The sequence below is a fragment of the Streptomyces sp. NPDC050534 genome (assembly GCF_044457745.1).
In the GTDB taxonomy this organism is placed as follows: domain Bacteria; phylum Actinomycetota; class Actinomycetes; order Streptomycetales; family Streptomycetaceae; genus Streptomyces.
Genome location: NZ_JBITHF010000001.1, coordinates 709,991 through 733,562, shown reverse-complemented (window position 1 = coordinate 733,562; position 23,572 = coordinate 709,991). Strand labels below are relative to the sequence as shown.

Sequence of the window (23,572 nt, the reverse complement as noted above, 5' to 3'; positions counted from 1 at the left end):
AGGTTCAACTGAGGTTCCGGTGCTCAGGGAATGCGAGGGCGCCGCCCCGAGGCCGAAACGGCCCCTTGACAGGCGGCTCCCCTGCCTGGAGGGTACCGACCAGTCGGTACGAAGAGGTGAATCGTGACCCTGCTGAGCATCCGCACGGACACGGGCGTGTTCGACGCGATCGCGGCGGGTCCGCCCGGAGGCCGTCCAGTGCTGTTGCTGCACGGCTTCCCGCAGACGGGGCTGGTGTGGCGGCGGCAGATCGAGGCGTTGGCCGCACACGGCTACCGGGTGGTCGCGCCCGACCAGCGCGGGTACTCCCCCGGCGCCCGCCCGGAGCGGCCCGAGGACTACCGCATCGGTCTTCTCGTCGACGACGTGGTCGCGATCAGCGAAGAACTGGGATGGGCGGCGTTCGACCTGGCCGGCCATGACTGGGGCGGCGCCGTCGCCTGGTGGACCGCTCACACCCACCCCGGCCGCGTCCGCACCCTGACGGTCGTCTCGACGCCGCACCCCGGCGCTCTGGCCACCACCCTGCGCACCGACCAGGACCAGCGCACGCGCTCCCAGTACATGATCGACTGGCGCGAAACGCCCGCGACGGAGGAGCGCTTGCTCGCCCACGACGCCCAGGAGCTTCGCGGCCTCTACGCCGGGAAGGTCCCGGAGGACAGTGCCGACGCCTACGTACGGCACCTGTCCGGGCCGGGCGCTCTCACCGCGGCACTGAACTGGTACCGGGCCGGCCGCCCCGACGGTGCGATCGGCGTCGTCGACGTGCCCACGCTGTACGTCTGGAGCACGCAGGACAGCGCGTTCGGCCCGGCGGCCGCACAGGAGACCAGGCGGTGGGTCGACGGGCCGTACCGGTTCGAGACGCTCCAGGGCGTCAGCCACTGGGTCCCCGAGGAGGCGCCGGAAACGCTGAACCGCCTCCTGCTCGAGCACCTGCGGGCGCACGGCGATCACTGAACGGGAAGCCAGTACCCCGATCGTCAACTCACCGAAGGAGAGGTCCCCTTGAAGACAGCGCGCGCGGCCTGGCGCCACCTGGAGCCCGTACACGGCATGATCTACTTCGTCCCCGAGGCGAGGCGGCGGTATGCGGACCTCGGCCTGGGCGGACGCGCCGGGTACTTCACCTCGCGAAGCGCCGCGTTCGGCCGGACATCCGCCGAGCTGATCATCTCGACCTTCTACAACTTCAACCCCGATGTCGTACGGCGGGCGGTCGACGGGGCCTGGGACACCACCACGCCGCAGCAGGTTCTGGAGGCACGGTACGCCGCGGCGGGGGAAGCCCTGCGGCGGGCGGGAATCCACGAACTGCCCGACCTGGACGAGGTCCTGGAGCTGACCCGCCGGGCTGCCGAGGCGGCCTGCGAACACGCCCAAGGGCGCCCGCTGTTCGCCGCGCATGCCGCACTTCCCTGGCCGGAGGAGCCGGTACTGCGGCTGTGGCACGCCCAGACGCTGCTCCGGGAGTTCCGTGGAGACGGCCATGTCGCCTGCCTGCTGACGGAGGGCGTCGGGGGCCTGGATGCCCTGGTGCTGCACGCCGCCACCGGTGAGGTTCCCGTCGACTTCCTCAAGGCGAGCCGTGCATGGCCCGAGGAGGACTGGGCCGCCACCCAGGAACGCCTGCGCGAGCGAGGTCTCCTCGACGGCGACTCCCTCAGCCCGGAGGGCGTACTCCTGCGCCGGCGCATCGAGGACCGCACCGACCGCCTGGCCCTTCCCGCCTACGCCGCCCTGGGAGACGCCGGCTGTGAGCGTCTCGCCGAACTCGCGAGTCCCTTCGGCCGCGCCGTCGTCGACGCCGGCCTTCTCACCCGCGGCTGACCCGCATCCCATGGATCACGGGGCGCCGTGCGGCCATAGGCGCCGCCCGCACACTTCACCAGGGACCGAGGAGACCCGTCGGCGGGACCTGGCCGACGTCGAGCCGGCCGTGGACGAGCAGCGTGCGACGGCCACGGCGGATGTGCGCACCGTCTGACCTGCCGCAGCCGGCCCTCGTACGTCCCGCGTACGGGGGTCAGTGCCGCGTCGACAACCGGTGCAGCCGCAGGGCGAGTTGGATCTCCAGCGTGCGGGTCGGGCTCTGCCAGTCGTCGCCCAGGAGACGGCCGACGCGCTCCAGGCGCTGCGCCACGGTGTTGACGTGGACGTGCAGCGCGTCCTTGGTCCGGGCCGGGCTCATGCCGCAGGTGAAGTAGGCGTCGATGGTGCGGACGAGGTCGGTGCCGCGTCGTTCGTCGTAGGCGACGACCTCGCCGATCGTGCGGTCCACGAAGCCGGCGATGTCCCGGTCCCCCGCCAGCAGCAGGCCGAGGAAGCCGAAGTCCTCGGCCGCCGCCCCGTCCCCGGAGCGGCCCAGCAGGCGCAGGGCGTCGAGGCAGCGCCGGCCCTCCGCGTAGGCGGCGGCCACGGTGTCGGGATGGGCGGCGAGATCCTCGACGGGTCCGGAGGCGCCGACGGTGACCGCTTCGTGGACCGCCGTGCCCAGCTGGCGGGCGGTACGGCGGGCCAGCTCGGTGGCCGTGTCGCCCGCGATCAGTGGCAGCACCAGGACGGTGCCGCCGTCACGGGCGGCGGCCAGGCCGTGCCGGGTGGCGGCGAGGTGCGAGGCGGCGGACCACAGACGGCGGCGGGCCTCCGCCTCCTGGTCGGCGTCGGGGGCGACGGCGTCGAGCCGGGCGGCGAGCACGACATGCGTGGCGTCGAGGTCCGCGTGCAGCCGCGAGGCGCGCTCGCGCAATAGGCGCGGGTCGCGGTCACGGGCGTCGAGGAGGTCGTCCAGCAGCTCGCCGCGGACGCGCTGTTCGGCCTCCGCGGCGGAGCGTCTGGCGAGCAGCAGCAGCGAGGTGACCATCGCGGCGCGCTCCAGGGTGAGCTGGTCGACGGGGTCGAGCCCGGGGTGGCCGCGCAGCACGAGCGCGCCGAGCAGCTCGCCGCCGGCCGTCACGGCGGCGATCCAGTCGTCCTCATGGCGCACCGCGTGACCTTCGGCGCGGGACGTCTCCAGCGGGGCCGGGGGCGTGTCGACGGTTTCGGTGAACTCGACCGTGCCGTCGAGGACCTGGGAGACGGCGGCTGCCACGTCGTGGACCCCGCCGCCGCGCAGCACGAGCTCCGCCAGCCGGTCGTGGACGTCGGAGGCCCGCTCGATGACGGCGCTGCGGTCACGGATGATCTCGTTGGCCCGCTCCAGCTCGGCAAGGGCCGAGCGGGTCTCGCCGAGCATGTTCGCCGAGTCGATGGCGGCCGCGGCGAGCGCGGCGAACGAGCCGAGCAGCGCGATCTGCTCCCGCTCGAAGACGCGGGCGCGCCGGTCGGCCGCGAAGAGGACGCCGATGACGTGGTGGCCCAGCATCAGCGGCACGCCGAGGATGGCGACCAGGCCCTCGTCCCGCACACCGGTGTCGATGGTGTTCGTGTGCTGGAAGCGGCCGTCCTTGAAGTAGTCGTCGGTGACGTACGGGCGGGCGGTCTGGGCGACGAGGCCGCCCAGCCCCTCCCCCATGCCGAGCCGCAGTTGCTGGAAGCGGGCGGCGACCGAGCCCTCGGTCACCCGCATGTAGGTGTCGCCCCGGTCCGGATCGTTCAGGCTGAGGTAGGCGACGTCCGTGCCCAGCAGGGACCGGGCGCGCTGCACGATCGCCTGCAGCACGGAGTCGAGGTCGCGCAGGCCCGCGAGGTCGTGGGCCGTCTCGAAGAGCGCGGACAGCTCGGCCTCCCGGCGGCGCCGTCCCTCGAGCTCCGCGCGCACGCGCAGCGCGAGCAGCTTGGCGTGCTCGAGCGCGGCGATCGCCTCGGCCGGACGCCCCTCGGCGCGGGCCACGAGCACCGGCTGTTCGTAGGCGTCGGCGGACGCGCCTCTGGCCAGCAGCTCCAGGAACGGCGTCTCGGCGCCGGTGGGCGCCGAATCCGCCGCCGGGCCGCCGGTGAGCGCCGCACCGGCCACTTCGGCGCCGGCATGCTCGGCGGACTGCGCGTGATCACGAGACATGCTCACAGGATTCCTCATCGCACGGCCGCCCCGTCAGCCCTGTGGACAACACGCGTGCACACCGGCCCCGGACGCGTCAGTGCGCGGTCCAGCCGCCGTCGAGCACGAGCGACGTACCGGTGACGAAGGCCGCCGGGCTGCACAGAGAGGCCACGGCCTCGGCGACCTCCTCCGGTTCGATGAGCCGCTTCACGGCGCTGTCCTGCAGCAGCACGTCCGTCAGGACGCGCTCGGCGGGGGATCCCTTGGCGTCCCGGTCGACCGAGCCAGGGGGCGCGGGGGCCGGGAAGTCGCTGGGCGGAGTCATGCGTCGACCCTGAGCAGCGCTCCCGCCCACCAGCAGGTGCATGCGGCCCATGCTCAGTCAGAAGTCATGGGCTCGAACCATGTGGGGTCGTCGGACAGCGCCTGCTTGATCCGAAAGTGGTGGTACTCGGTCATGACGGGCAGCGCGTCCAGCGCGAACCAGCCGACCTCCAGGGACTCGTCGTCGTTCACGCATGCCTCGCCGCCCACGGCCCGGGCGCGGAAGCAGATGTCCATGAACTGGCAGACGTCACCGTTGGGGTAGGTGACCTGCCTCCCGGACCGCACCGCGACCAGGCGCTCGACGACGCACTCGACGCCCGTCTCCTCCTGCACCTCCCGCACGACCGCGGCGGCGGGCTGCTCGCCCGGGTCCGGGATGCCGGAGATCAACGCCCACTTGAGATTGTCCGCCCGCTGCCCCAGCAGGACTCTGCCCTCGTCGTCGAAGACGACGGCGCTGACACCGGGGAGCCAGAGCAACTGGTGGCCGGCGGCGGCCCGGATGTCATGGATGAAATCAGGAGTCGGCATGACACCGACCCTAAACGGCCGGGGCTCAGGTCCCGACGCTAGCCGCCGGGCGTACGCACGGCGTACGGCTACACACCCTGGGCGCGCCGCCCGCGCACACCGGCGCCGATCGCCCAGCCGAGGCCGCCCGCCGCGATGAGCACCAGGGCCATCTCCGGCAGGGTGCCCAGCCGGGTGGCGGGCGTCTCGGACGACCGCAGCGGCACCTTCTGCACCAGGTGGTCGGCCACGAACATGCCGGTCCTCCGGGTGATCTTCCCGTCCGGCATGATGATCGCGCTGACGCCGCTGGTCACCGGCACCGTGACGGTCCGGCTGTGCTCGACGGCGCGCACCCGGGACATGGCGAGCTGCTGGTAGGTCATCTCGCTGCGGTCGAAGGTCGCGTTGTTGCTCGGCACGGAGATCATCTGCGCGCCGTCGGTGACCTCGGAGCGCACCGCCCAGTCGAAGGCGGCCTCGTAGCAGGTGACCAGGCCGACCTTGGCGCGGTCCATGCTGAACACGCCCGGCTCGGTGCCCCGGCTGAAGTCCTGGCGGACCATCGAGGTCCAGTTGCTGTTGATGGCGCCGATGAGCGAGCGCAGCGGCAGGTACTCGCCGAAGGGCTGGATCTGCCGCTTGTCGTAGGTGTCGGTGGGGCCCTTCTTCGGGTCCCACAGGATCTGCTCGTTGTAGAGCTTGCCGTGCCGCTCGACGACTCCGCCGACCGAGATCGGCACGCCGATCGCCTTGGCCGCGCCGTCGATGACGGCGTACGCGTCGGCGTTGGCGAAGGGGTCGACGTCAGAGGAGTTCTCCGGCCACAGCACGAAGTCGGGCCGGGGCGTCTTACCCGCCTTGACCTCGGCGGCCAGCCGCAGCGTCTCGCGCGCGTGGTAGTCGAGAACGGCCCTCCGCTGGGCGTTGAACTCCAGCCCGGAGCGGGGCACGTTGCCCTGGATGACCGCGACGGTGGCGTAGCCGTTCTCAGCCTTGTCGCTCACCAGCGGCCGGGCGGCCACCGCGCCCACCACCGGCACGACCACGCCGAGCAGCGCGGCGGCCGCCGCCGAGCGCCGCACGGCCCGGGTGCGGCGCCCTTCGAGGACGAGGCGTACGACCTCGTAGAGGCCGAAGCCGCACAGCGCGACCGCGAAGCCGAGCACCGGGGTGCCGCCCACCGCCGCCAGCGGCAGGAAGACCCCGTCGGCCTGGCCGAAGGCGACCTTGCCCCAGGGGAAGCCGCTGAACGGCACGCGCGCGCGTGCCGCCTCGCCCGCGATCCACACCGCGGCGGCCCACAGGGGCCACCCCGGAAGCTTCGAGACCACCGCGACGCCCGCGCCGACCAGCGCGATGAAGATCGCCTCGATCGCGACAAGCGCCAGCCAGGGTCCGGAGCCGACCTCGACACCGGTCCACACCAGCAGCGGCAGCAGGAAGCCGAGGCCGAAGAGATAGCCGAGACCCAGGCCCGCCTTCCAGCTGCGGCCGCGCAGCACCCAGCCGAAGCCGGCGAAGGCCGGCAGGGCCAGCCACCACAGGGTGCGTGGCGGGAAACTGACGTAGAGCAGCACTCCGGAGAGCGCGGCGGCGAGGGCCGGAACGAGGCGTACGAGACGCGCCGCGCGCGATGCGGGCGCGGACTGCGGCTGCAGCTGGTCCGACTCGTCCACGGAGGTTGCGGTGACGGTCACCCCGGGAGTGTACGGCGGGTGACCTTGGCACGGACAGCTCGGTCCGGATGGCAGGCACCCACGTCACGGGCGGCCCAGGTGCCGCATCGTTCCTGCGTAACTCGGCCCAACTCATCCACAAACCGGCCATCAGCCGTTACGGTGTGCCCAGCAAGTCGCCCGGCCGGTCACGGCCTCGGCGGCCTGGGTCGTACGAGGTCGGGGGGCCTTTCGGTCGGGGTCTGGGGGCGGGGTGGGTTCCACGGGGATGACGTCTGACGCGGGTCCTGGGGAGATCAGCGAAAGACGAAACGTTTCGGACGCGGCGGGCGTGGTGGTGCTCGGGGCTTGTGCCACCTGGTCGCTGATCACGGCGACCGTGCAGGACGGCCGTCCTGAGGGCGTGCTGCTCGCGGTGCTCGCCGTGGCCGCCGGCTATGCGGCCGGCCGGATCTGCGGGGCGCTGCTGCCGGTGGCGACCCCTTGTGCCGGGGCGCTGGCCGGGCTCGGCCTGGCCGTGGCCGTTCCGCACCTCGCGCCGGGACCCCAGATCGTCGCGCCGCTCGGGCACTCGGGTGCCACGGCCGCGCTGCTGACCCTGTGCGTCGGCGCGGCATGCTGTGCGGCCTGGTCCGCCGAGTCGCCGACCGTGCGCCACGTCCTGGCCGCGCTGGCGGTCGCCATCACGGTGTCCGCGGCCCTACTGGGCTCGACCAGCGGGTTCGTGACCTGCACCGCAGTCCTGCTGAGCGCCCTGGCCGCCGGCCGGATGACCAGTCGCGGCCTGGGCATCGCCGGGCTCGCCCTGGCCGCGCTCCTGGTGACCGGCATGACCTGGGCCGTCGCCGGGAACGCCCTGCCCGACGGGCTGACGGCGTCGCTGGAGGGCCAGCTCACCCCGCACCGGATCGAGCTGTGGCGGGACGCCCTGCACCTGGCGCACCGCAACACCGCCCTCGGGGCCGGACCGGAGCGCTTCGGTGAACTGAGCTCGACGGCGAGCCGGACCCTGCTGTCGGACGGCAAACCGCACTCGGCGGTGCTTCAGCAGGCGGCCGAACAGGGTGTCATCGGTGTGGCCCTGCTCGGGGCGTCGTTCTGCTGGATGCTGCACGCGCTGTGGCGCTCACCGCGCCCCACACCGGTCGTGCTCACCGCGGGAGCGGCCCTGACGGCGCTCGCGGCGATCTCCTCGGTCGGCAACGCGCTGAGCTTCACCGCCGTATCGGTGGGGGCGGGACTGCTGGCGGGCGTGGCCACAGCCCGGCCGCTTCCCGGCGGGTCACCGCAGCCGGAGGCCGGCGCACGCGCGCGTGGTGACCGGCTGACGCCGTGAGCCGCCGGTCAGGCCGTGAAGCTGCGGATCAGGGGGACGAGCCCGACCGCAGCCGGGCCCTGATGACGCGTACGGCGGCCTCGGCGTCGTCCACGGTGATCGTGAACGTATGGCCGTCCCACAGACGCAGGACCACGCCCTCACCGCGCCGCACGACGACCGCGGTGCCCTTCTCGGGACGCCAGCGGTAGCCCCAGCCGCCCCACTGACGCGGAGTGACGTGCTCGGCGAACTCCGCGCCCGCGACATGCGAGAGGGGAATGCGGCGGCGCGGCACACCGATGTGGCCGCAGCGCACCTCGACGCACTCCTTGTCGAGCTTCATGTCGACGTGCACGAAGGCGAGCGTGCCGAACAGGACCAGCAGTCCGGCGGCGATGCAGCCGACCACGGACATGACGAGCGGCGCGACGCCGGACGTCCAGGCGGAGTCGACCGCCAGCTCGACGCCGAGCGCCATGAAGGCCGCCCCGCCCAGCGCCAGCAGCCACTGGACCTTGTTGGTGGCGCGTCCGGTCCAGACCTCGGGATGCTTGGCGTTCTCGCCGTGGGGGTGGTCCCTCATGAATACGAGATTACTCATGTTCCGCTGCGCGGGCACCGAGTCGCGCAGCGTGACTCCGCCGACCGAACGACCCTGGACCCGATCCGTCCGTTACGCGGCTTTCGGTCAGCGCGCGGGGCTGACCGCCTGGAGGAGACGGCCTTCCGCGTAGGCCAGGGCAGGCGCCACGAGAGCGCCCTCGCGCCCGCTCAGCAGCACCGTGAGCGTTCCTGTGGCCGGCGCCTCGGGCGCCGGCTGCGCACCGATGCGGCGCAGCGCCTGGGCGGCGACGGCGCCCGCGGAACCGTGCAGCACGAGCGGCGGAGAGCCTGGCTGCTGCACGGCGGCGCGGATGCGCTCGGCGACGAGCTCGTAATGGGTGCAGCCCAGGACGACGGTCGTTACATCGGCCGGGGTCAGTGCCGCGGCCGCGGCGACGGCGGCGTCGATGGCCGCCTCGTCCGCGTGCTCCACCGCCTCGGCGAGACCGTGGCACGGCACCTCGGCGACCGTCACGCCGTCCGCGAACTCCGCGATCAGATTGCGCTGGTAGGGGCTGCCGGTGGTGGCGGGCGTCGCCCAGATCGCGAGCGGACCGCCGCCCGCCGCGGCCGGCTTGATCGCCGGGACCGTGCCGATGACCGGCACAGCGGGTTCGAGGCGGGCGCGCAGGGCGGGCAGGGCGTGCACGCTCGCCGTGTTGCAGCCGACGATCAGAGCGTCGGGCCGCAGCACGGCAGCAGCCTCGGCCACCAAGAGGGCGCGCGCGGTCAGGTCCTCGGGGGTCCTGGGCCCCCAGGGCATGCCGTCGGGGTCCAGGGAGAGCACCAGATCTGCGTCGGGCCGCAGCCGCCGCACCGCGGCGGTGGCCGCGAGCAGACCGATTCCGGAGTCCATGAGCGCGATCTTCACCCGGCCACGATAGACGATGGCCCCTGATGGGCCGGTGGAGTGGGGCACACTGCGCGGGTGAGCGCCATCGTGTGGATCGCCGCCGTATCACTCGCCGCCTGGCTGTGGCTGCTGCTCTGTCAGGGCTTCTTCTGGCGTACGGACATCCGGCTGCCGCCCCGGGCGGAGCCGGCCGTATGGCCAACGGTCTGCGTGGTCGTGCCCGCGCGTGACGAGGCCGAGGTGCTGCCGGCGAGCCTGCCGTCCCTGCTCGCCCAGGAGTATCCGGGCCGGGCGGAGATCTTCCTCGTCGACGACGGCAGCTCGGACGGCACCGGGACGCTCGCCCGCGAACTGGCGGACACGCACGGCGGGCTGCCCCTGACCGTCGGCTCCCCCGGCGAGCCGCCCGCCGGCTGGACGGGCAAGCTGTGGGCCGTACGGCACGGCATCGCTCTGGCACGCGCGCGTGAGCCCGGATATCTGCTGCTGACGGACGCGGACATCGCGCACGCGCCGGACAGCCTGTGGGAGTTGGTCGCCGCCGCGCACGGCGGCGGCTTCGACGTCGTCTCGCAGATGGCCCGGCTGCGGGTGGAGAGCCTGTGGGAACGGCTCGTGGTGCCGGCCTTCGTCTATTTCTTCGCGCAGTTGTACCCGTTCCGCCGGATCGGCGGGAAGGGCACGCGGACGGCGGCCGCGGCGGGCGGCTGCGTGCTGCTGCGCACCGAGGCCGCCGAGCGGGCGCGGATTCCGGACGCCATCCGTCACGCCGTCATCGACGACGTGGCGCTGGCGCGCGCGGTCAAGGCCGGTGGCGGGCGCATCTGGCTGGGGCTGGCCGAGCGGGTGGACAGCGTGCGCCCCTATCCGCGGCTGCACGACCTGTGGCGGATGGTGTCCCGCAGCGCGTACGCGCAGCTGCGGCACAACCCGCTGGTGCTGCTCGGGACGGTGATCGGCCTGGCCATGGTGTATCTGGTGCCGCCCGCTGCCCTGGTCGTGGGTCTGGTCACCGGGGAGACGGCGGCCTGGGTCGCCGGCGGTCTGGCGTGGCTGGTGATGACGGGGACGTACGTGCCGATGCTGCGCTACTACCGCCAGCCGTTGTGGCTCGCTCCCCTGTTGCCGTTCACCGCATTCCTCTATCTCCTGATGACGGTCGACTCCGCGGTGCAGCACTACCGGGGGCGCGGTGCGGCCTGGAAGGGTCGCACCTACGCGCGCCCGGACACCGTCACTGACGAGCACCCGCTCTAGGGACGAGCACCCACCCCGGGGTGTTCACTTCCTGCCGGGGGTCCAGTTCATGCCCCACCCGTAGGCGTAGTCGATGGTCCGCTGGGGGCTCACCCCGCGCTCGGGCACCAGGTAGCGGGCCTCGCGCTGGACCATCAGGTCACCGCCGGTGTTGGTGATCAGGGCGAGGGCGCACACCGTCGAGGGGACGGTGCACTCGTCGAGCGAGAAGTCGATCGGGGCGCCGAACTGCGGCATGAGAGTGACCGTCGCGTGCAGGTCCGCGAAGGAGCGCGCACCCTCGTAGATGGTCACGAAGACGAGGATCCGGCGGAAGTCCTGCTTGTGGTCGAGGTTGACGGTGAGGTTCTCACCGCTCTCGACGGCACCGGTGCGGTCGTCGCCGTCGAGGTGGATGTACGGCGGCTGGTGCAGCGCCCCGAAGGCGTTGCCGAGGGCCTGGATCACGCCCTTCCTGCCGTCGCTGAGCTCGTACAGGGCGCACAGGTCCAGGTCGAGGTCCCGGTGATTGGCGACCGCGCGGCCGCGCTTGCTGCCCCAGCCGGAGAACTGCTTGCGCACCTGCCAGTTGAGGTTCACGCGCATGGCGCCCGAGGTGCCGCCCTGTTTGGCCAGCGACACCGCGGGGGCCGCCTTGGTGAGCGTCACCTTGGTCAACCGCACCGGCTGCGCGGCAGGCGCCTGCGGCGGAGGCGGCTGCACGGCGGCCGGGGGCGCGACCGGCGGGGGCATGTTCACGGGCGGCGCGACCGGCGGCGGCATCGTCACCGGAGGTGCGACGGGTGGCGGCATGGTCACCGGCGGTGCGGCCGGGGGCGGAGCCGAGGGCGCGGCGTGCTGCGGTTCGTCCACCGCGATGCCGAAGTCCGTGGCCAGGCCCGCGAGTCCGCTGCTGTAGCCCTGGCCGACCGCACGGAACTTCCAGGCGCCCTGGCGGCGGTAGAACTCGCCGAGCACGAAAGCGGTCTCGACGGTCGCGCCCGTGCTGTCGAAGCGGGCCACCACGCCGTTCTGGGCGGCGTCGCGCACCTCGATGTAGAGGTCGGGGACCTGGCCGAAATTGCCGCCGTCCGAGGAGGCCGCGAGCACGACGGTCTCGATCGCGGGCTCCACGCGCGCGAGGTCGACCAGGAGGGTGTCGACGATACGGCCGCCGTCGTCGCGCTTGCCCTCGTGCCGGACCGCGCCGGAGGAGTGCACCGCCTGGTTGTAGAAGACGAAGTCGCCGTCGGAACGGACCTTGCCGCTCACCAGCAGAAGCGCCGAGGCGTCCGCGTCCGGCACGCCGGGTCCGGAACGCCAGCCCAATTCCACCCGCAGCGCCGCCGTCGGCACCGGCGTATTCGAACCTTTCGACATTGACATGTCCGCCCCCATCGCGTCTCAGCGCGCCAGTCGGTGTCCCGGCAGCCCTCCGGGTTGTCTACCCGCACAACCTATTCGGTGGGACGGCGAACTCCCACGAGCGGCGCAGGAACACCTGTGCCCGACCCGCCGGTAACCCTCCGCGAGCTGGCCTTTACAGGATTCGGGCGCCGATCGGTGCCCCTTTTTGCCAAGTTCGCTCGCATTGGGGATCCCGCGTCACTGCGGACACTGAAAACAACCCTCTTATCGGTCTCCCCAACTAGCACATCGAGGGCTTAACTTATGAGCCATGACCTCCCCCCGCTCCACCTTCGGCGGCGGTTACTACTCCGCCTTCCCGGACACCCCGATCTACGACCGGCTGGTCGCCGAGCGGGGCACCCCTCAGATCGCTCCGATCCGGGTCCCCGCCGCGTACGACGCACCGGGCAGCTATCTGCCGGCCCTGCCGTCGGCCCTTCCCGCCCTTCCGGCGGGTCCCTCCTCCCAGCCCACCTACGGCTATCCGCACGCGCAGCAGCCGGCACCGCTGCAGCAGGCGCCCGCGGCCTACATCCCGCAACAGGCCACCGCACCGCGCGGATACCCCGGCCAGCAGCAGCCACAGCCGCAACGGCCGATGGCGTCCGGCATGGGCTACGAAGCCATGCGTCCCGCGGCTCCCCGGCCCGCCCCGGCCCAGTACCAGGACCCGTACAACGGCCAGCAGCAGTACCGCGGCGGCTACTGAGCCGTCCGCGGTCCCCTCTTGGCCATCGTTGTCACCTGGCACGATGGCCTCATGGGGAACCCACTGCTGCAGTCGATACACATCCACCCGGTGAAGGCGTTCCGGGGCCTCGCGCCCCGGGAAGCCGTCGTGGAGCCCTGGGGGCTCGCCGGGGACCGGCGCTGGACGCTGATCGACGACGGGGGAAAGGTCGTCACACAACGTCAGCAGCCGCGCCTCGCGCTTGCCGCCGCCGAGTTGGTGCCCGGCGGCGGCGTACGCCTGTCCGCACCGGGCATGGATCCGCTGACCGTGCCGGTTCCCCGGCCGGCCGGAACCGTCCCGGTGGAGATCTTCGGCGAAAAGGTCGAAGGCGTGCTCGCCGAGGACGCGGCCGCCCACACCTGGTGCGGCGACTACCTCGGCGCCGACGTGCGCCTGGTGCACATGGACGATCCGGCCACGCGCCGGCCCGTCGACCCCGAGTACGCACGGCCGGGCGAGACCGTCAGCTTCGCCGACGGGTACCCGTTGCTGCTCACCACCGCAGCCTCCCTCGACGCCCTCAACTCCCTGATCGCGCAGGGCTCGCGCGCGACCGAGGGCCCGCTGCCCATGAACCGGTTCCGGCCGAACGTGGTGGTGGAGGGCACCGCCGCCTGGGCGGAGGACGACTGGTCCCGCGTGGCCATCGGCGAGGTCGTCTTCCGTGTCACCAAGATGTGCGGACGGTGCGTGGTGACCACCACCGACCAGGACACGGCCGTACGCGGCAAGGAGCCGCTCGCCACGCTGGGCCGCCACCGCCGCGTCGACGGCAAGCTGGCCTTCGGCCAGAACCTGGTGCCCGTGACCACCGGGACGATCCGGGTCGGCGACGCGGTGACGGTCCTCGACTAGCGGCCACGCCCCACCGGCCTTGCCGTACGGCCCCCGGTCCACTCCGCGGCGGCCCGCGCGAAAAGATCGGAACCCGGCCCCGCGGGCGGGAACCAGGGCCGGGGGCCCGCGCGTTGGGTTTCGTGAGAAGTTCATGAGAGGCCAGGAGCGGGTGATTTCGCTCTCTCTTCGACCAGGCCGGCACCTGAACTGCTCACCCGGGGGTTAAGACGGAGCGGGGAAGGGGGTGCGGGACGGTGCGCACAATCAGCGGACTCTGGCGCTGGCGGCACAATCCGCTGCGCCGCACGAGCGATCTGGCAGAGGCCTGGCTGGCCTTGGTGGCGCTGCTGCTGATCCTCGTCGCCGCACCCGTGATCGGCTCCTTCGTCGGCGGCATCGCCCAGGACGCCCTCCAGCAGTCCGTCCGGGACCAGCGCGCGGCCCGCCATTTGGTGACGGCCACGGTGGTGCGCAAGCTGGACCGATCCCCGCTGGACACCGACCCCGAGACGTCGTCGGCGCGCGACCTGCGCAGCCGTGTGATCGCCGACTGGACCGCGCCGGACGGCTCCGGTCACCACGGCGCCGCCATGGCGGAGCTCAAGTCCCCGCACCGCGGCGACCACTTCGGCATATGGACGGACCCGCACGGCCGGATAGTGGCCCGGCCGCTGGACCCCGCGACGGCGACGACGCATGCGGTGCTCGCCGGGTTCGGTGCCGCCATGCTCACCGCGGGCGCCATCGAGGGGGGCCGCCGGCTGATCGTCTGGCGCATGACCCGTCGCCGGTACGCCCGTTGGGACCAGGCCTGGGACAAGGCGGGCCCGGACTGGGGCAGGACCGGCGCCGGCAGCTGACGGCCTTCCGGCTCTGGTCAACCCACCACCCGCGCGCACGCTACGGTGGAGCGGGCCGATCCCTTCGGCATCAACCCGCGTATCACGAGGTGGGGGGCACAGCAGCGCCATGGCACAGGGCACGGTCCAGGTGACGCACACCGGCACATCGAGGTGGCGGCGCCGTACGGGTGAGTACACGTCGCTCGCCGCCGCCCTGGAGGCCGCCGCGGACGGTGACGTCCTCACCGTCGCCCCCGGCACCTACCGGGAGAACCTCGTGGTGCAGCGGTCGGTGACACTGCGCGGGCCCGAGGGGTCCCCCGGTTCGGTGCGGATCGCGCCCGTGGACGGGGTGCCGCTGACCGTGTGTGCCTCGGCCGTGGTCCAGGACCTGCACGTGGAGGGCCAGGACGGGGCGGCGCCCGCCCTGCTGGTCGAGGAGGGCACGCCGGAGCTGCTGGACATCCGCGTCGTCACCCGGTCCGCGGCGGGGATCGAGGTGCGCGCGGGCGCGCGGCCCACCGTGCGGCGGTGCACCGTCGACAACCCGGCGGGCATCGGTGTGGCCGTACTCGACGGCGGGGGCGGGGTGTTCGAGGAGTGCGAGATCGTGGCCGCCGGTCAGGCGGGCTTCGCGGTCCGCGGCGGTGCCCATCCGCGCCTGGAACGCTGCCGGATCCACCACGCCTCGGGCGCGGGCCTGTCCGCGACCGGCGAGAACACCGCTGTGGAAGCGCTGGGTTGTGAGATCTACGAGGTCCGGGGCAGCGGCCTCCAGATCACCGGCCGGGCCACCGCGCACCTGACGGACTGCGACGTGCACCGCACGACGGCGGACGGTGTCACGCTCGACACGGACGCGGTGCTCACCCTGGCCGACTGCCGTATCCACGACATCCCGGAGAACGCCGTCGACCTGCGCTCGCGCTCGGTGCTCACCCTGACCCGCACGACGGTGCGTCAGTTCGGGCGCAACGGCCTGTCGGTGTGGGATCCGGGCACGCGCGTGGACGCCAACCAGTGCGAGATCTTCGACAGCACCGGTGACTACCCGGCGGTGTGGGTCAGCGACGGCGCCACGGCCGTGCTCGAATCCTGTCGGGTGCACGACGTGCCCGACGCCCTGTTCGTGCTCGACCGCGGCTCGCGCGCGGACGTCGTCGACACCGACCTGTCCCAGGTGCGCAACACCGCCGTGTCGGTGAGCGACGGCGCCACCGCGCAGCTCGACGACTGCCGTATCCGGGACGCCGCGACGGGCGCCTGGTTCCGCGACCACGGCAGCGGCGGCACCCTCAACAGCTGCACCATCGACGGCACCCAGACCGGCGTGATCGTCACCAAGGGCGCCGACCCCACCATCGAGCGCTGCACGGTCGACTCCCCCGCGGAGGCCGGGTTCTACGTGTCGGCGGGCGGCCGCGGCAGCTTCCTCGGCTGCCGCGTGACGGGCAGCGGCGGTTACGGCTTCCATGTGATCGACGGCAGCCGTACGACGCTGAGGAAGTGCCGTACGGAGCGGTGCGCGCGCGGCGGTTACGAGTTCGCGGAGGCCGGCGACGCGGCGCCCGGCACCGGCCCCGTCGTCGAGGAGTGCACCAGCGACGAGAGTGCGGGCCTCACGCCGCCCGCGGCCCACGAGACCGCGGTGCAGACGGCCGTCCAGACTCCCGGCCTGCTGGGAGCCATCCCCGGCCAGCGCACCACCGAGCAGGAACCGCTGCTCTCCGCCGCCCAGCCCGAGCCGCCGGCGCGGACGTCGAAGGCCGTGCTCGGTGAACTCGACGCGCTGGTGGGCCTGGAGAGCGTCAAACGCGAGGTGCGGGCGCTGACCGACATGATCGAGGTGGGCCGGCGCCGCCAGCAGGCAGGCCTGAAGGCGGCCTCGGTCAAGCGGCATCTGGTCTTCACGGGCTCCCCCGGCACCGGCAAGACCACCGTGGCCCGGCTCTACGGCGAGATCCTCGCCTCGCTCGGCGTGCTGGAGAAGGGCCATCTCGTCGAGGTCTCCCGCGTCGACCTGGTCGGCGAGCACATCGGCTCGACGGCGATCCGCACCCAGGAGGCCTTCGACCGGGCGCGCGGTGGTGTGCTGTTCGTCGACGAGGCGTACGCGCTCTCGCCCGAGGACTCGGGCCGCGACTTCGGCCGGGAGGCCATCGACACCCTGGTGAAGCTGATGGAGGACCACCGCGACGCGGTCGTGGTGATCGTCGCGGGCTACACGGCCGAGATGGAGCGCTTCCTTTCGGTCAACCCCGGTGTGGCGTCCCGTTTCTCACGGACCATCACCTTCAGCGACTACGACCCGGAGGAATTGCTGCGGATCGTCCAGCAGCAGGCCGACGAGCACGAGTACCGGCTGGCGGCGGGCACCGCCGAGGCGTTGCTGAAGTACTTCACGGCGATCCCGAAGGGCCCGGCGTTCGGCAACGGCCGCACCGCCCGCCAGACCTTCGAGGCGATGGTGGAGCGGCACGCGAGCCGGGTCGCCCAGTTCGAGGAGCCCACCACCGACGACCTGACCCTTCTCTACGCCGAGGATCTGCCCGAATCCTCCTGAGCACCCGCCGCGGGGCGCGGGGTCGGTACCTCCGGCCGCAGCCGGGCCAGCAGCCGCTCCCGCTCCTCGGCGAAGGCCGGGTCGGCCTGGTAGTCGGAGTGGCCCAGGATCGGCGCGGGCAGCGGGTGCGCCGCGGTGCGGCCGTAGGCGAGGGGGTCCTTCAGCGGCGGTCGGTCCACCTCGGGCCCGCAGTCGCCGGGCAGGCGGACCGGGCCGCCGATCGGGTCGGTGAGCCGGTGCAGGTTGCGCCAGCAGTCGACCTCATGATGCAGCGAGGTGAGCGCGGCGGGGCCGAAATGAGCCGGGAACCAGCGGCCGTAGAGGCGTTCGAGCGGGGAGCCGTAGGTGAGCAGGGCGACTCGCTTGCGGTCGGAGGGCTCGAGCTGCCACGCCGCGGCCGCCGCGAGCACGCTGCCCTGTGAGTGGCCGGAGATGACGAGGCGGCCGCCGGTGGCCCGCGTCCAGGTCGCCATCCGCCAGGTGAGGTCGGGGACCGCACGTTCGGCGTAGCAGGGCGGGGCGAAGGGGTGGGCGGCGCGCGGCCAGAAGGTGCCGACGTCCCACAGGATGCCGATGGTGCGCCGGGCGGAGGCGTCCTTGTAGGCGCGCCTGCCCCAGGTGACGAAGAGTATGAAGCCCAGGCCGATCAGCCAGGACCCCAGGGCCTGCGCGGTCTGCGCTGTTCCGTGCACGAAGGCGTACGCGCTCCGGGCGGCCGGTGCGGGGGCCTCGTCGGTCATCTTCGCGCCGACGATGGCTCCGGCACCGAGCAGCAGGGTCGTGCCGGCCACGACGGCGATCAGCAGCGGGGCCCGGTCGGTGAGCGTGGCCAGCGCGCGCGTGGAGGCGATACTGCTGGTGCGGGCGGCGTCCCTGGGCTCCGAGGGGTAGTCCAGCTGCACCTCGCCCAGCTCGACGCGGCGCAGCAGCCAGGCCCGCCGGCCCAGCCAGCCGCAGAACACGAACAGCACGAGGAGCAGCACGGGGATCACGGAGGCCTGCCAGGTCAGCAGCACCGGCGGGCCGGCGAGGAAGGTGCCCGTGCCGTCCAGCCAGTCCGACACCCGCTGGGCGACACCGCCCGACATCACGCCGCCCAGCGCGCAGGCGAGCGTGGCGACGGCCGGACCGGCCAGGCCGTTCAGGGCGGCGCGCCGGTCGGGGCGGGTGCGGTACAGCACGCGGGCGACCACGGCGAGGGCGATGACGAGGGCGCCCTGGACCAGGGCGATACCGCCGAAGGTGATGCCGCCGCCGAGCAGCCGGCCCGTCGAGTGCCACCCCGGCCGCTCCCATCCGGCGTAGAGCGCGGCGAGCAGCAGCAGGACGAGCGCGGCGAGCGGCAGTCGTCGTACGAGGTGCTTGTCGAGCTCCTGGTCGAGGCGGTTCTCGCTGCGGCCGCGGCGGCAGATCACCCCCAGCACGACGGCGGCGGCGGCGAGGATCGCCGCGAGGAGGAGCCAGCCGAGGGTGTCGAGGAGGGCGGGTCCGCCGGGCGCGCGGTCGTGACGCGCCGCGGACGAGCCGACCGCCGCGGCGACCGTGAGCAGGCCCGCCGCGGTGTGGGCGGCGCGCAGCCGGGCGACCAGCCGGCGGCCGTACCAGAAGCCGGGACTGCCCAGGCCGCTGCGGCCGGTGTCCTCGTCCGGCTCGGCCCGGTGGGGCATCGGCCGCACCGACTCGTAGGCGCTCCAGGTACGGCGGGACAGGTACCACAGCAGGCCGGTGAGCGCGGCGGGCACCACGGCCGCGAGGGCGAGGCGGCGGCCCGGCATGCTCCACCAGCCGTCGTGCGACACATCGGGCGACAGGAAGCCCAGCCAGGTGTGCCGATCGGCGCACGCGTGCGTGCCCGCGCACTGCCAGGCCGCCAGGTCCAGGGCCACCTCGCAGGCGGCCGCGACGAACAGCACCGTCAGGGTCAGCCCGGCGAGCCGCACCAGCAGCCCGTACAACCGCACCGTCCGTCTGCGGCCGCGGGTGTTGGGGCGCATCCAGTGGGCGAGGTTGACGACCATGAACGGCAGCAGCAACAGCCACAGGGCGCGTGCGCTGTTGCCGGAGGTGAGGTTGCACCAGACGTACGCCTCCGGCACCGGCCTGCCCCGGTAGTCCTCGGGCCGGCTCTCGGCGTCGACGTCCTCGGCACGCCGGAAGACGGCCGCCGTGTCGTCACCGGTGATCCGCACCGTGCTCGGATCGTTGAGCATCTCCTGGGGCGTGGTGCCGCCCACGCCGTGGACCAGGAGTTCCAGGGCGGTCGTGGATGCTTCGGCTCCCTGGTCGGGGCCGTCGGTCGAGACCCGTTCCTGCGCACGTTCCACTGTTCGCACTTCCCCCGTGACGCGCCGTCGGCTTGTGTCCGTGCGGGCACAAGGATCTCCGCTTTGAGCAGGGATTACACCGGCGACCACGGAATCTCCCCGATCCGGGTGACATGCGGGGAACAGATGTGGCCACGGTGACATGCGCGCGTCGGGTCAGTGGCGTGGTGGGTGCCCACCCGTGCGAGGATGGGACACCCGCACACCGGGGCTTGGGAGAATGTCCTTGTCGGAGCAGGTGTGCGCGGCGTGTCGGACGGCTTGAGGCGAAAGGACCGGAGCGTACGTGAGTGAGAATCAGAACCTCCTCGCGGAGCAGCGGCGCTCCCTGATCCTGGAGGAGGTCCGGCGCCGGGGCGGGGTCCGGGTCAACGAGCTGACCCGCAAGCTCGGCGTGTCGGACATGACCGTGCGCCGCGACCTCGACGCGCTGGCCCGCCAGGGCGTCCTGGAGAAGGTGCACGGCGGCGCGGTCCCGGTCGTGGAGGCGAGCACGCACGAGCCGGGCTTCGAGGCCAAGTCGGGCCTGGAACTGACGGCCAAGGAGGACATCGCGCGCTCGGCGGCCCAGCTGGTCGCGCCGGGCACGGCGATCGCACTGTCGGGCGGTACGACGACGTACGCGCTGGCGCATCAGCTGCTGGACGTGCCGGATCTGACGGTTGTGACCAACTCGGTGCGGGTGGCCGATGTCTTCCACGCGGCGCAGCGCACCTCGGGACCCCGGCAGGGCGCGGCCACCGTCGTGCTGACGGGCGGGGTGCGCACGCCCTCCGACTCGCTGGTGGGGCCGGTGGCCGACCAGGCGATCGCCGCGCTCCACTTCGACGTGCTGTTCCTCGGTGTGCACGGCATATCGGTCGAGGCCGGTCTGTCGACGCCGAACCTCGCGGAGGCCGAGACCAACCGGCGCCTGGTGCAGTCGGCGCGGCGGGTCGTGGTCGTCGCCGACCACACCAAGTGGGGTGTGGTGGGCCTGAGTTCGTTCGCGGCGCTGGAGCAGGTCGACACGCTGGTGACGGACGCGGGGCTGCCGGGGGACGCCCGCGAGGAGATCTCCGAGCACCTGCCCCAGCTGGTGGTGGCGGGAGAGCCGGAGAACTGATCCCCGCCGCGGGGCAGACAACTGACGGCCCGTCAAATATCGTGATGGGGCCCGGTCAACCGCCTTCTTGCGCCGAGGAGTTCGTGTCCATGGCTCACCGTCTGCGCCCCGTCGGGCTCGATTTCGTCGAGACCGCGCCCGTACGTCTCGTCTTCACACGGGAGATCGAGGCCGCGCCGGAGGCGGTGTTCCGCGCGCTGGCCGAGGATGTGCCCGGCTGGACGGAGTGGTTCGCGGCGGTGACGCTGGCCCGGCCCCTCGACGACGGCGCCCGGCGCGAGGTGCGGCTCAAGGGCGGCACGCGCTTCGAGGAGACGGTGCTCGCGGCGAAGGAGGCGGAGCTGTACGCCTACCGCGTCGACGTGACCAACGCACCCGGCATGCGGGCCCTGGCCGAGGAGTGGCACCTCACCCCGGCCGGCACCGGCACGCGCGTGCGCTGGACCTTCGCCGCCGACGGGACGGCACCGTTCCGTCTCGTCCTGAAGGCGGCCCGCGCGGGCCTGGGCCGGGCGTTCCGGGACGCGACGACCTCGCTGGACCGGCGCCTCGCCTCCTAGCGACTCGACGCCGGCACCAAGCCGCAGGCCCTCAGCCGGGCCAGACGCCCGTCTCCAGCAGGGACCGGATCGCCGCCGTGTACGGCTCGATGTCCAGGCCCTGCTCGGCGAGCCATGCGTCCGAGTAGTACTTGTCCAGATACCGGTCGCCCGGGTCGCACAGCAGCGTCACCACGCTCCCCTGCCGCCCCTGCGCCACCATCTCGGCGACGATCTTCAGCGCGCTCCACAGTCCGGTGCCCGTCGAGCCGCCCGCCTTGCGCCCGATGGCCCGCTCCAGCGCCCGTACGGCGGCCACGCTCGCCCCGTCAGGCACCTTCATCATCCGGTCGACGGCGCCCGGCACGAAGCTCGGTTCCATACGGGGACGGCCGATGCCCTCGATACGGGAGCCGCAGTCGCAGGTGACGTCCGGATCTCCGGTGGTCCAGCCCTCGAAGAAACAGGAGTTCTCGGGATCGGCCACACAGATCCGGGTGTCGCGCTGGGTGTAGTGGACGTAGCGCGCGATGGTCGCCGAGGTGCCGCCGGTGCCGGCCGTCGCCACGATCCACGCGGGCTCGGGGAATCGTTCGAGCTCCAGCTGGCGGAAGATGGACTCGGCGATGTTGTTGTTGCCGCGCCAGTCCGTGGCCCGTTCCGCGTAGGTGAACTGGTCCATGTAGTGGCCGCCGCTCTCCACCGCGAGTCGGGCCGACTCCTCGTACATCCTGCGCGAGTCGTCCACGAAGTGGCACTGCCCGCCGTGGAACTCGATCAGACGGATCTTCTCGGCGCTCGTCGTGCGCGGCATGACGGCGATGAAGGGGACGCCGATCAGCCCCGCGAAGTACGCCTCGGAGACGGCCGTCGAGCCGCTGGAGGCCTCGATCACCGGACGGCCCGGCCGGATCCAGCCGTTGCACAGGCCGTAGAGGAAGAGCGAGCGGGCGAGCCGGTGTTTGAGGCTGCCGGTCGGGTGCGTCGACTCGTCCTTGAGGTACAGGTCGATCCCCCATTTCTCGGGCAGCGGGAAGCGCAGGAGGTGGGTGTCGGCCGAGCGGTTGGCATCGGCCTGGACCTTGCGGACGGCCTCTTTCAGCCAGGCGCGGTAGGCCGCGTCGCTGTGGTCGACGTCGAGGGTTTCGGCGGACCGTGTCTGCTGGGGGGTGCTCACGACGGGGTGCTCCTTACGCTGGGCGCCGACGGCGCGTCGCGCGGCCGGCGCACCGATCATAAGCACCTTCCGCACGCTTCTCACCTGCATAAACGCAACTTTGGGCGGCTCAAAGGACCACCTGGGGTGCGGGGCGGGCGGGCGTGGGGGCGCATTCGCGCGAATGCTCCGCGCGCTCCGTCCGAGGGCGCCCTGCGTACTGGTGCTCGACGCCGGGTGCGTGCAGACTGCACCGCAGGTGCGGGCAAACCGCACCGAACGGGGGCGCACACTGGAACTCGACACGAGCTGGATCATGACCCACGCAGGAGCACGGTCCAGCGCACCGGACGCGCACAAGGGGGCGGCGGCATGGCGGAGCCGGAGTTCACGGCCACGGGCGTGCGGATCGGCAAACGGCTGCGTTCGCTCACCCGGGCCGGGCAGGTCCGGATCAGCGACGGCAGGCTCGCGTTGCTCACCAGCTACGGCACCGAGATCGACAGTGCTCCGGTGCAGGCGGTGCGCGCCTCCAAACCCTGGTTCGCCGCGGAGGACCGGGCACTGGCGGACCTCAACGGCAAGCGTTATCTGCTGACCCTGGGCGACCATGACCCGGCACCCGGCGAGGTGGGGCCGCCCGCGGCACGCCGGTTCATCGAGGCCGTGCGCAAGGCGGCGGGGCGCAGCGCCTGAAAGGGCCCCTGGGGACCACGGCCCGCAGTCGCGGTGGCGGAGCGCGCCCTCCGATCGGCCCAGCCGACGGCGAGTTGCGCTACCGCGCCCCCTGCGTCACGCTGGTCCCACGTCACTCTGGGTTTACCGGCGATAACGCTGCGAACCAGCCGCCGGGCACGACAGCAGGCAGCCGTTCCACTCAGGCCCTGCTGGATCCGTCTTCCGTGTTCTTCCGGACCTCTTCAGTCGGGGAGTCGCAGCCGTGATCAGTCACCCAAGCAGGCACTGCACGGTAGAGCTGCAAGCCCTGCCGTCGCGGATCGGCCAGGTCCGCAGAATCGTCTCTGCGCAGTTGCGCTACTGGCATATGGATTCGCTCATCGACCGCGCCGCGCTCGGTGTGACGGAGCTGCTGACCAACGTCCACCTGCACGCCCAGCCCGACAAGCTGTGCACCGTGGAGATAGAGCTGCTGCTGGACCGGCTCATGGTCTCGGTGCGCGACCACGACCCACGGCTGCCCGAGGTCCGGGACGTGGAGACGTCCGCCACCACCGGGCGCGGGCTCGCCATGGTGGCCGCGGTGAGCGAGAGCTGGGGCGTCCGCCCGGACGGCGATTCGGGCAAGGTCGTCTGGTTCACGCTGCCCACCGCCCCGGCACCGGTCGCACCGCCGGCCCGCCCTCCGCGCCGTACGGCCGAGAAGCCTGCCCGCCGGTTCGCGGAGGTCGAGCACGCCGTCGACGCCCACAGGTCCGCACACGCTCCCGCCCGGTCCGCCGTTGCCGGTTGACCGGGCGGTGACTGTATTGGACGGCCGTTCGCCCTCGGGGGCGCCTCAGGCCGGCGCGTCGGCTGCACGTCAGGCCGGACG

Annotated in this window: 21 protein-coding genes; 12 read left to right on the top strand and 9 right to left on the bottom strand. The window is 72.6% G+C overall.

Annotation, left to right across the window (positions count from 1 at the left end):
* Window positions 1-123: 123 nt before the first annotated feature.
* Both ACIBN2_RS03295 and ACIBN2_RS03290 read left to right on the top strand, forming a co-directional pair.
* A complete protein-coding gene (locus tag ACIBN2_RS03295) occupies window positions 124-963 on the top strand; it encodes an alpha/beta fold hydrolase (RefSeq protein WP_399132390.1) in 840 nt (279 codons plus the stop codon).
* 48 nt (window positions 964-1,011) lie between these two features.
* Window positions 1,012-1,833, top strand: coding sequence for a hypothetical protein (locus ACIBN2_RS03290; protein WP_399132389.1), 822 nt, complete (start codon window positions 1,012-1,014; stop codon window positions 1,831-1,833).
* A gap of 196 nt (window positions 1,834-2,029) precedes the next feature.
* Here ACIBN2_RS03290 and ACIBN2_RS03285 read toward each other — a convergent pair whose 3' ends face one another.
* From ACIBN2_RS03285 to lnt, 4 genes are all read right to left on the bottom strand, one after another.
* Window positions 2,030-4,003, bottom strand: a complete 1,974-nt coding sequence (locus tag ACIBN2_RS03285; protein ID WP_399132388.1) for a helix-turn-helix domain-containing protein — start codon at window positions 4,001-4,003, stop codon at window positions 2,030-2,032.
* 76 nt (window positions 4,004-4,079) lie between these two features.
* Entirely contained in the window at window positions 4,080-4,310 is a 231-nt protein-coding gene (locus ACIBN2_RS03280; protein ID WP_399132387.1) for an SDR family oxidoreductase, read from the bottom strand.
* Between the two features lie 53 nt (window positions 4,311-4,363).
* The gene (locus ACIBN2_RS03275) at window positions 4,364-4,843 is read right to left on the bottom strand and encodes an NUDIX hydrolase (protein ID WP_399132386.1); all 480 of its coding nucleotides are present in this window, start codon (window positions 4,841-4,843) and stop codon (window positions 4,364-4,366) included.
* Between the two features lie 68 nt (window positions 4,844-4,911).
* Window positions 4,912-6,522, bottom strand: a complete 1,611-nt coding sequence (lnt, locus tag ACIBN2_RS03270; protein ID WP_399132385.1) for an apolipoprotein N-acyltransferase — start codon at window positions 6,520-6,522, stop codon at window positions 4,912-4,914.
* A 247-nt stretch (window positions 6,523-6,769) separates the two neighbouring features.
* Between lnt and ACIBN2_RS03265 the strand changes: the two genes are divergently transcribed.
* Entirely contained in the window at window positions 6,770-7,837 is a 1,068-nt protein-coding gene (locus tag ACIBN2_RS03265; RefSeq protein ID WP_399132384.1) for an O-antigen ligase family protein, read from the top strand.
* A 28-nt stretch (window positions 7,838-7,865) separates the two neighbouring features.
* On the opposite strand, the gene ACIBN2_RS03260 is transcribed toward ACIBN2_RS03265, so the two are convergent.
* Together ACIBN2_RS03260 and ACIBN2_RS03255 are read right to left on the bottom strand one after the other, a co-directional pair.
* Window positions 7,866-8,402, bottom strand: a complete 537-nt coding sequence (locus ACIBN2_RS03260; protein ID WP_399132383.1) for a hypothetical protein — start codon at window positions 8,400-8,402, stop codon at window positions 7,866-7,868.
* Window positions 8,403-8,507: 105 nt separating this feature from the next.
* Window positions 8,508-9,293 (bottom strand): glutamate racemase, encoded by a 786-nt coding sequence (locus ACIBN2_RS03255; protein ID WP_399132382.1) that lies wholly within the window; start codon window positions 9,291-9,293, stop codon window positions 8,508-8,510.
* A gap of 39 nt (window positions 9,294-9,332) precedes the next feature.
* Here ACIBN2_RS03255 and ACIBN2_RS03250 point away from each other — a divergent pair, with 39 nt between their 5' ends.
* Window positions 9,333-10,532, top strand: coding sequence for a glycosyltransferase (locus ACIBN2_RS03250; RefSeq protein ID WP_399132381.1), 1,200 nt, complete (start codon window positions 9,333-9,335; stop codon window positions 10,530-10,532).
* Window positions 10,533-10,556: 24 nt separating this feature from the next.
* On the opposite strand, the gene ACIBN2_RS03245 is transcribed toward ACIBN2_RS03250, so the two are convergent.
* Window positions 10,557-11,891, bottom strand: a complete 1,335-nt coding sequence (locus ACIBN2_RS03245; protein ID WP_399132875.1) for a TerD family protein — start codon at window positions 11,889-11,891, stop codon at window positions 10,557-10,559.
* A 298-nt stretch (window positions 11,892-12,189) separates the two neighbouring features.
* Here ACIBN2_RS03245 and ACIBN2_RS03240 point away from each other — a divergent pair, with 298 nt between their 5' ends.
* The 4 genes from ACIBN2_RS03240 (at window position 12,190) to ACIBN2_RS03225 (ending at window position 16,896) form a co-directional block, all read left to right on the top strand.
* Entirely contained in the window at window positions 12,190-12,630 is a 441-nt protein-coding gene (locus ACIBN2_RS03240; RefSeq protein WP_399132380.1) for a DUF6643 family protein, read from the top strand.
* A 51-nt stretch (window positions 12,631-12,681) separates the two neighbouring features.
* The gene (locus ACIBN2_RS03235) at window positions 12,682-13,509 is read left to right on the top strand and encodes an MOSC domain-containing protein (protein WP_399132379.1); all 828 of its coding nucleotides are present in this window, start codon (window positions 12,682-12,684) and stop codon (window positions 13,507-13,509) included.
* A gap of 236 nt (window positions 13,510-13,745) precedes the next feature.
* Window positions 13,746-14,351 (top strand): hypothetical protein, encoded by a 606-nt coding sequence (locus ACIBN2_RS03230; protein WP_399132378.1) that lies wholly within the window; start codon window positions 13,746-13,748, stop codon window positions 14,349-14,351.
* A gap of 109 nt (window positions 14,352-14,460) precedes the next feature.
* Window positions 14,461-16,896 carry a right-handed parallel beta-helix repeat-containing protein gene (locus ACIBN2_RS03225; RefSeq protein ID WP_399132377.1) on the top strand — a complete coding sequence of 812 codons (2,436 nt, stop codon included), beginning with the start codon at window positions 14,461-14,463 and terminating at the stop codon, window positions 16,894-16,896.
* On the opposite strand, the gene ACIBN2_RS03220 is transcribed toward ACIBN2_RS03225, so the two are convergent.
* On the bottom strand, window positions 16,866-19,220 hold the full coding sequence (locus ACIBN2_RS03220) for a hypothetical protein (RefSeq protein ID WP_399132376.1): 2,355 nt from the start codon (window positions 19,218-19,220) through the stop codon (window positions 16,866-16,868). The genes ACIBN2_RS03225 and ACIBN2_RS03220 overlap by 31 nt on opposite strands.
* Window positions 19,221-19,506: 286 nt before the next feature.
* Here ACIBN2_RS03220 and ACIBN2_RS03215 point away from each other — a divergent pair, with 286 nt between their 5' ends.
* Both ACIBN2_RS03215 and ACIBN2_RS03210 read left to right on the top strand, forming a co-directional pair.
* Window positions 19,507-20,325, top strand: a complete 819-nt coding sequence (locus ACIBN2_RS03215; RefSeq protein WP_384253892.1) for a DeoR/GlpR family DNA-binding transcription regulator — start codon at window positions 19,507-19,509, stop codon at window positions 20,323-20,325.
* Window positions 20,326-20,414: 89 nt separating this feature from the next.
* Complete coding sequence (locus ACIBN2_RS03210) at window positions 20,415-20,885, top strand: SRPBCC family protein (protein WP_399132375.1); 471 nt, start codon at window positions 20,415-20,417, stop codon at window positions 20,883-20,885.
* 31 nt (window positions 20,886-20,916) lie between these two features.
* Here the strand turns inward: ACIBN2_RS03210 and ACIBN2_RS03205 are convergent, their stop codons facing one another.
* Window positions 20,917-22,041, bottom strand: a complete 1,125-nt coding sequence (locus ACIBN2_RS03205) for a PLP-dependent cysteine synthase family protein (RefSeq protein WP_399132374.1) — start codon at window positions 22,039-22,041, stop codon at window positions 20,917-20,919.
* Between the two features lie 351 nt (window positions 22,042-22,392).
* Here ACIBN2_RS03205 and ACIBN2_RS03200 point away from each other — a divergent pair, with 351 nt between their 5' ends.
* Entirely contained in the window at window positions 22,393-22,716 is a 324-nt protein-coding gene (locus ACIBN2_RS03200; protein WP_399132373.1) for a hypothetical protein, read from the top strand.
* A 244-nt stretch (window positions 22,717-22,960) separates the two neighbouring features.
* A complete protein-coding gene (locus tag ACIBN2_RS03195; protein WP_399132372.1) occupies window positions 22,961-23,491 on the top strand; it encodes an ATP-binding protein in 531 nt (176 codons plus the stop codon).
* The last annotated feature ends 81 nt before the right edge of the window (window positions 23,492-23,572 follow it).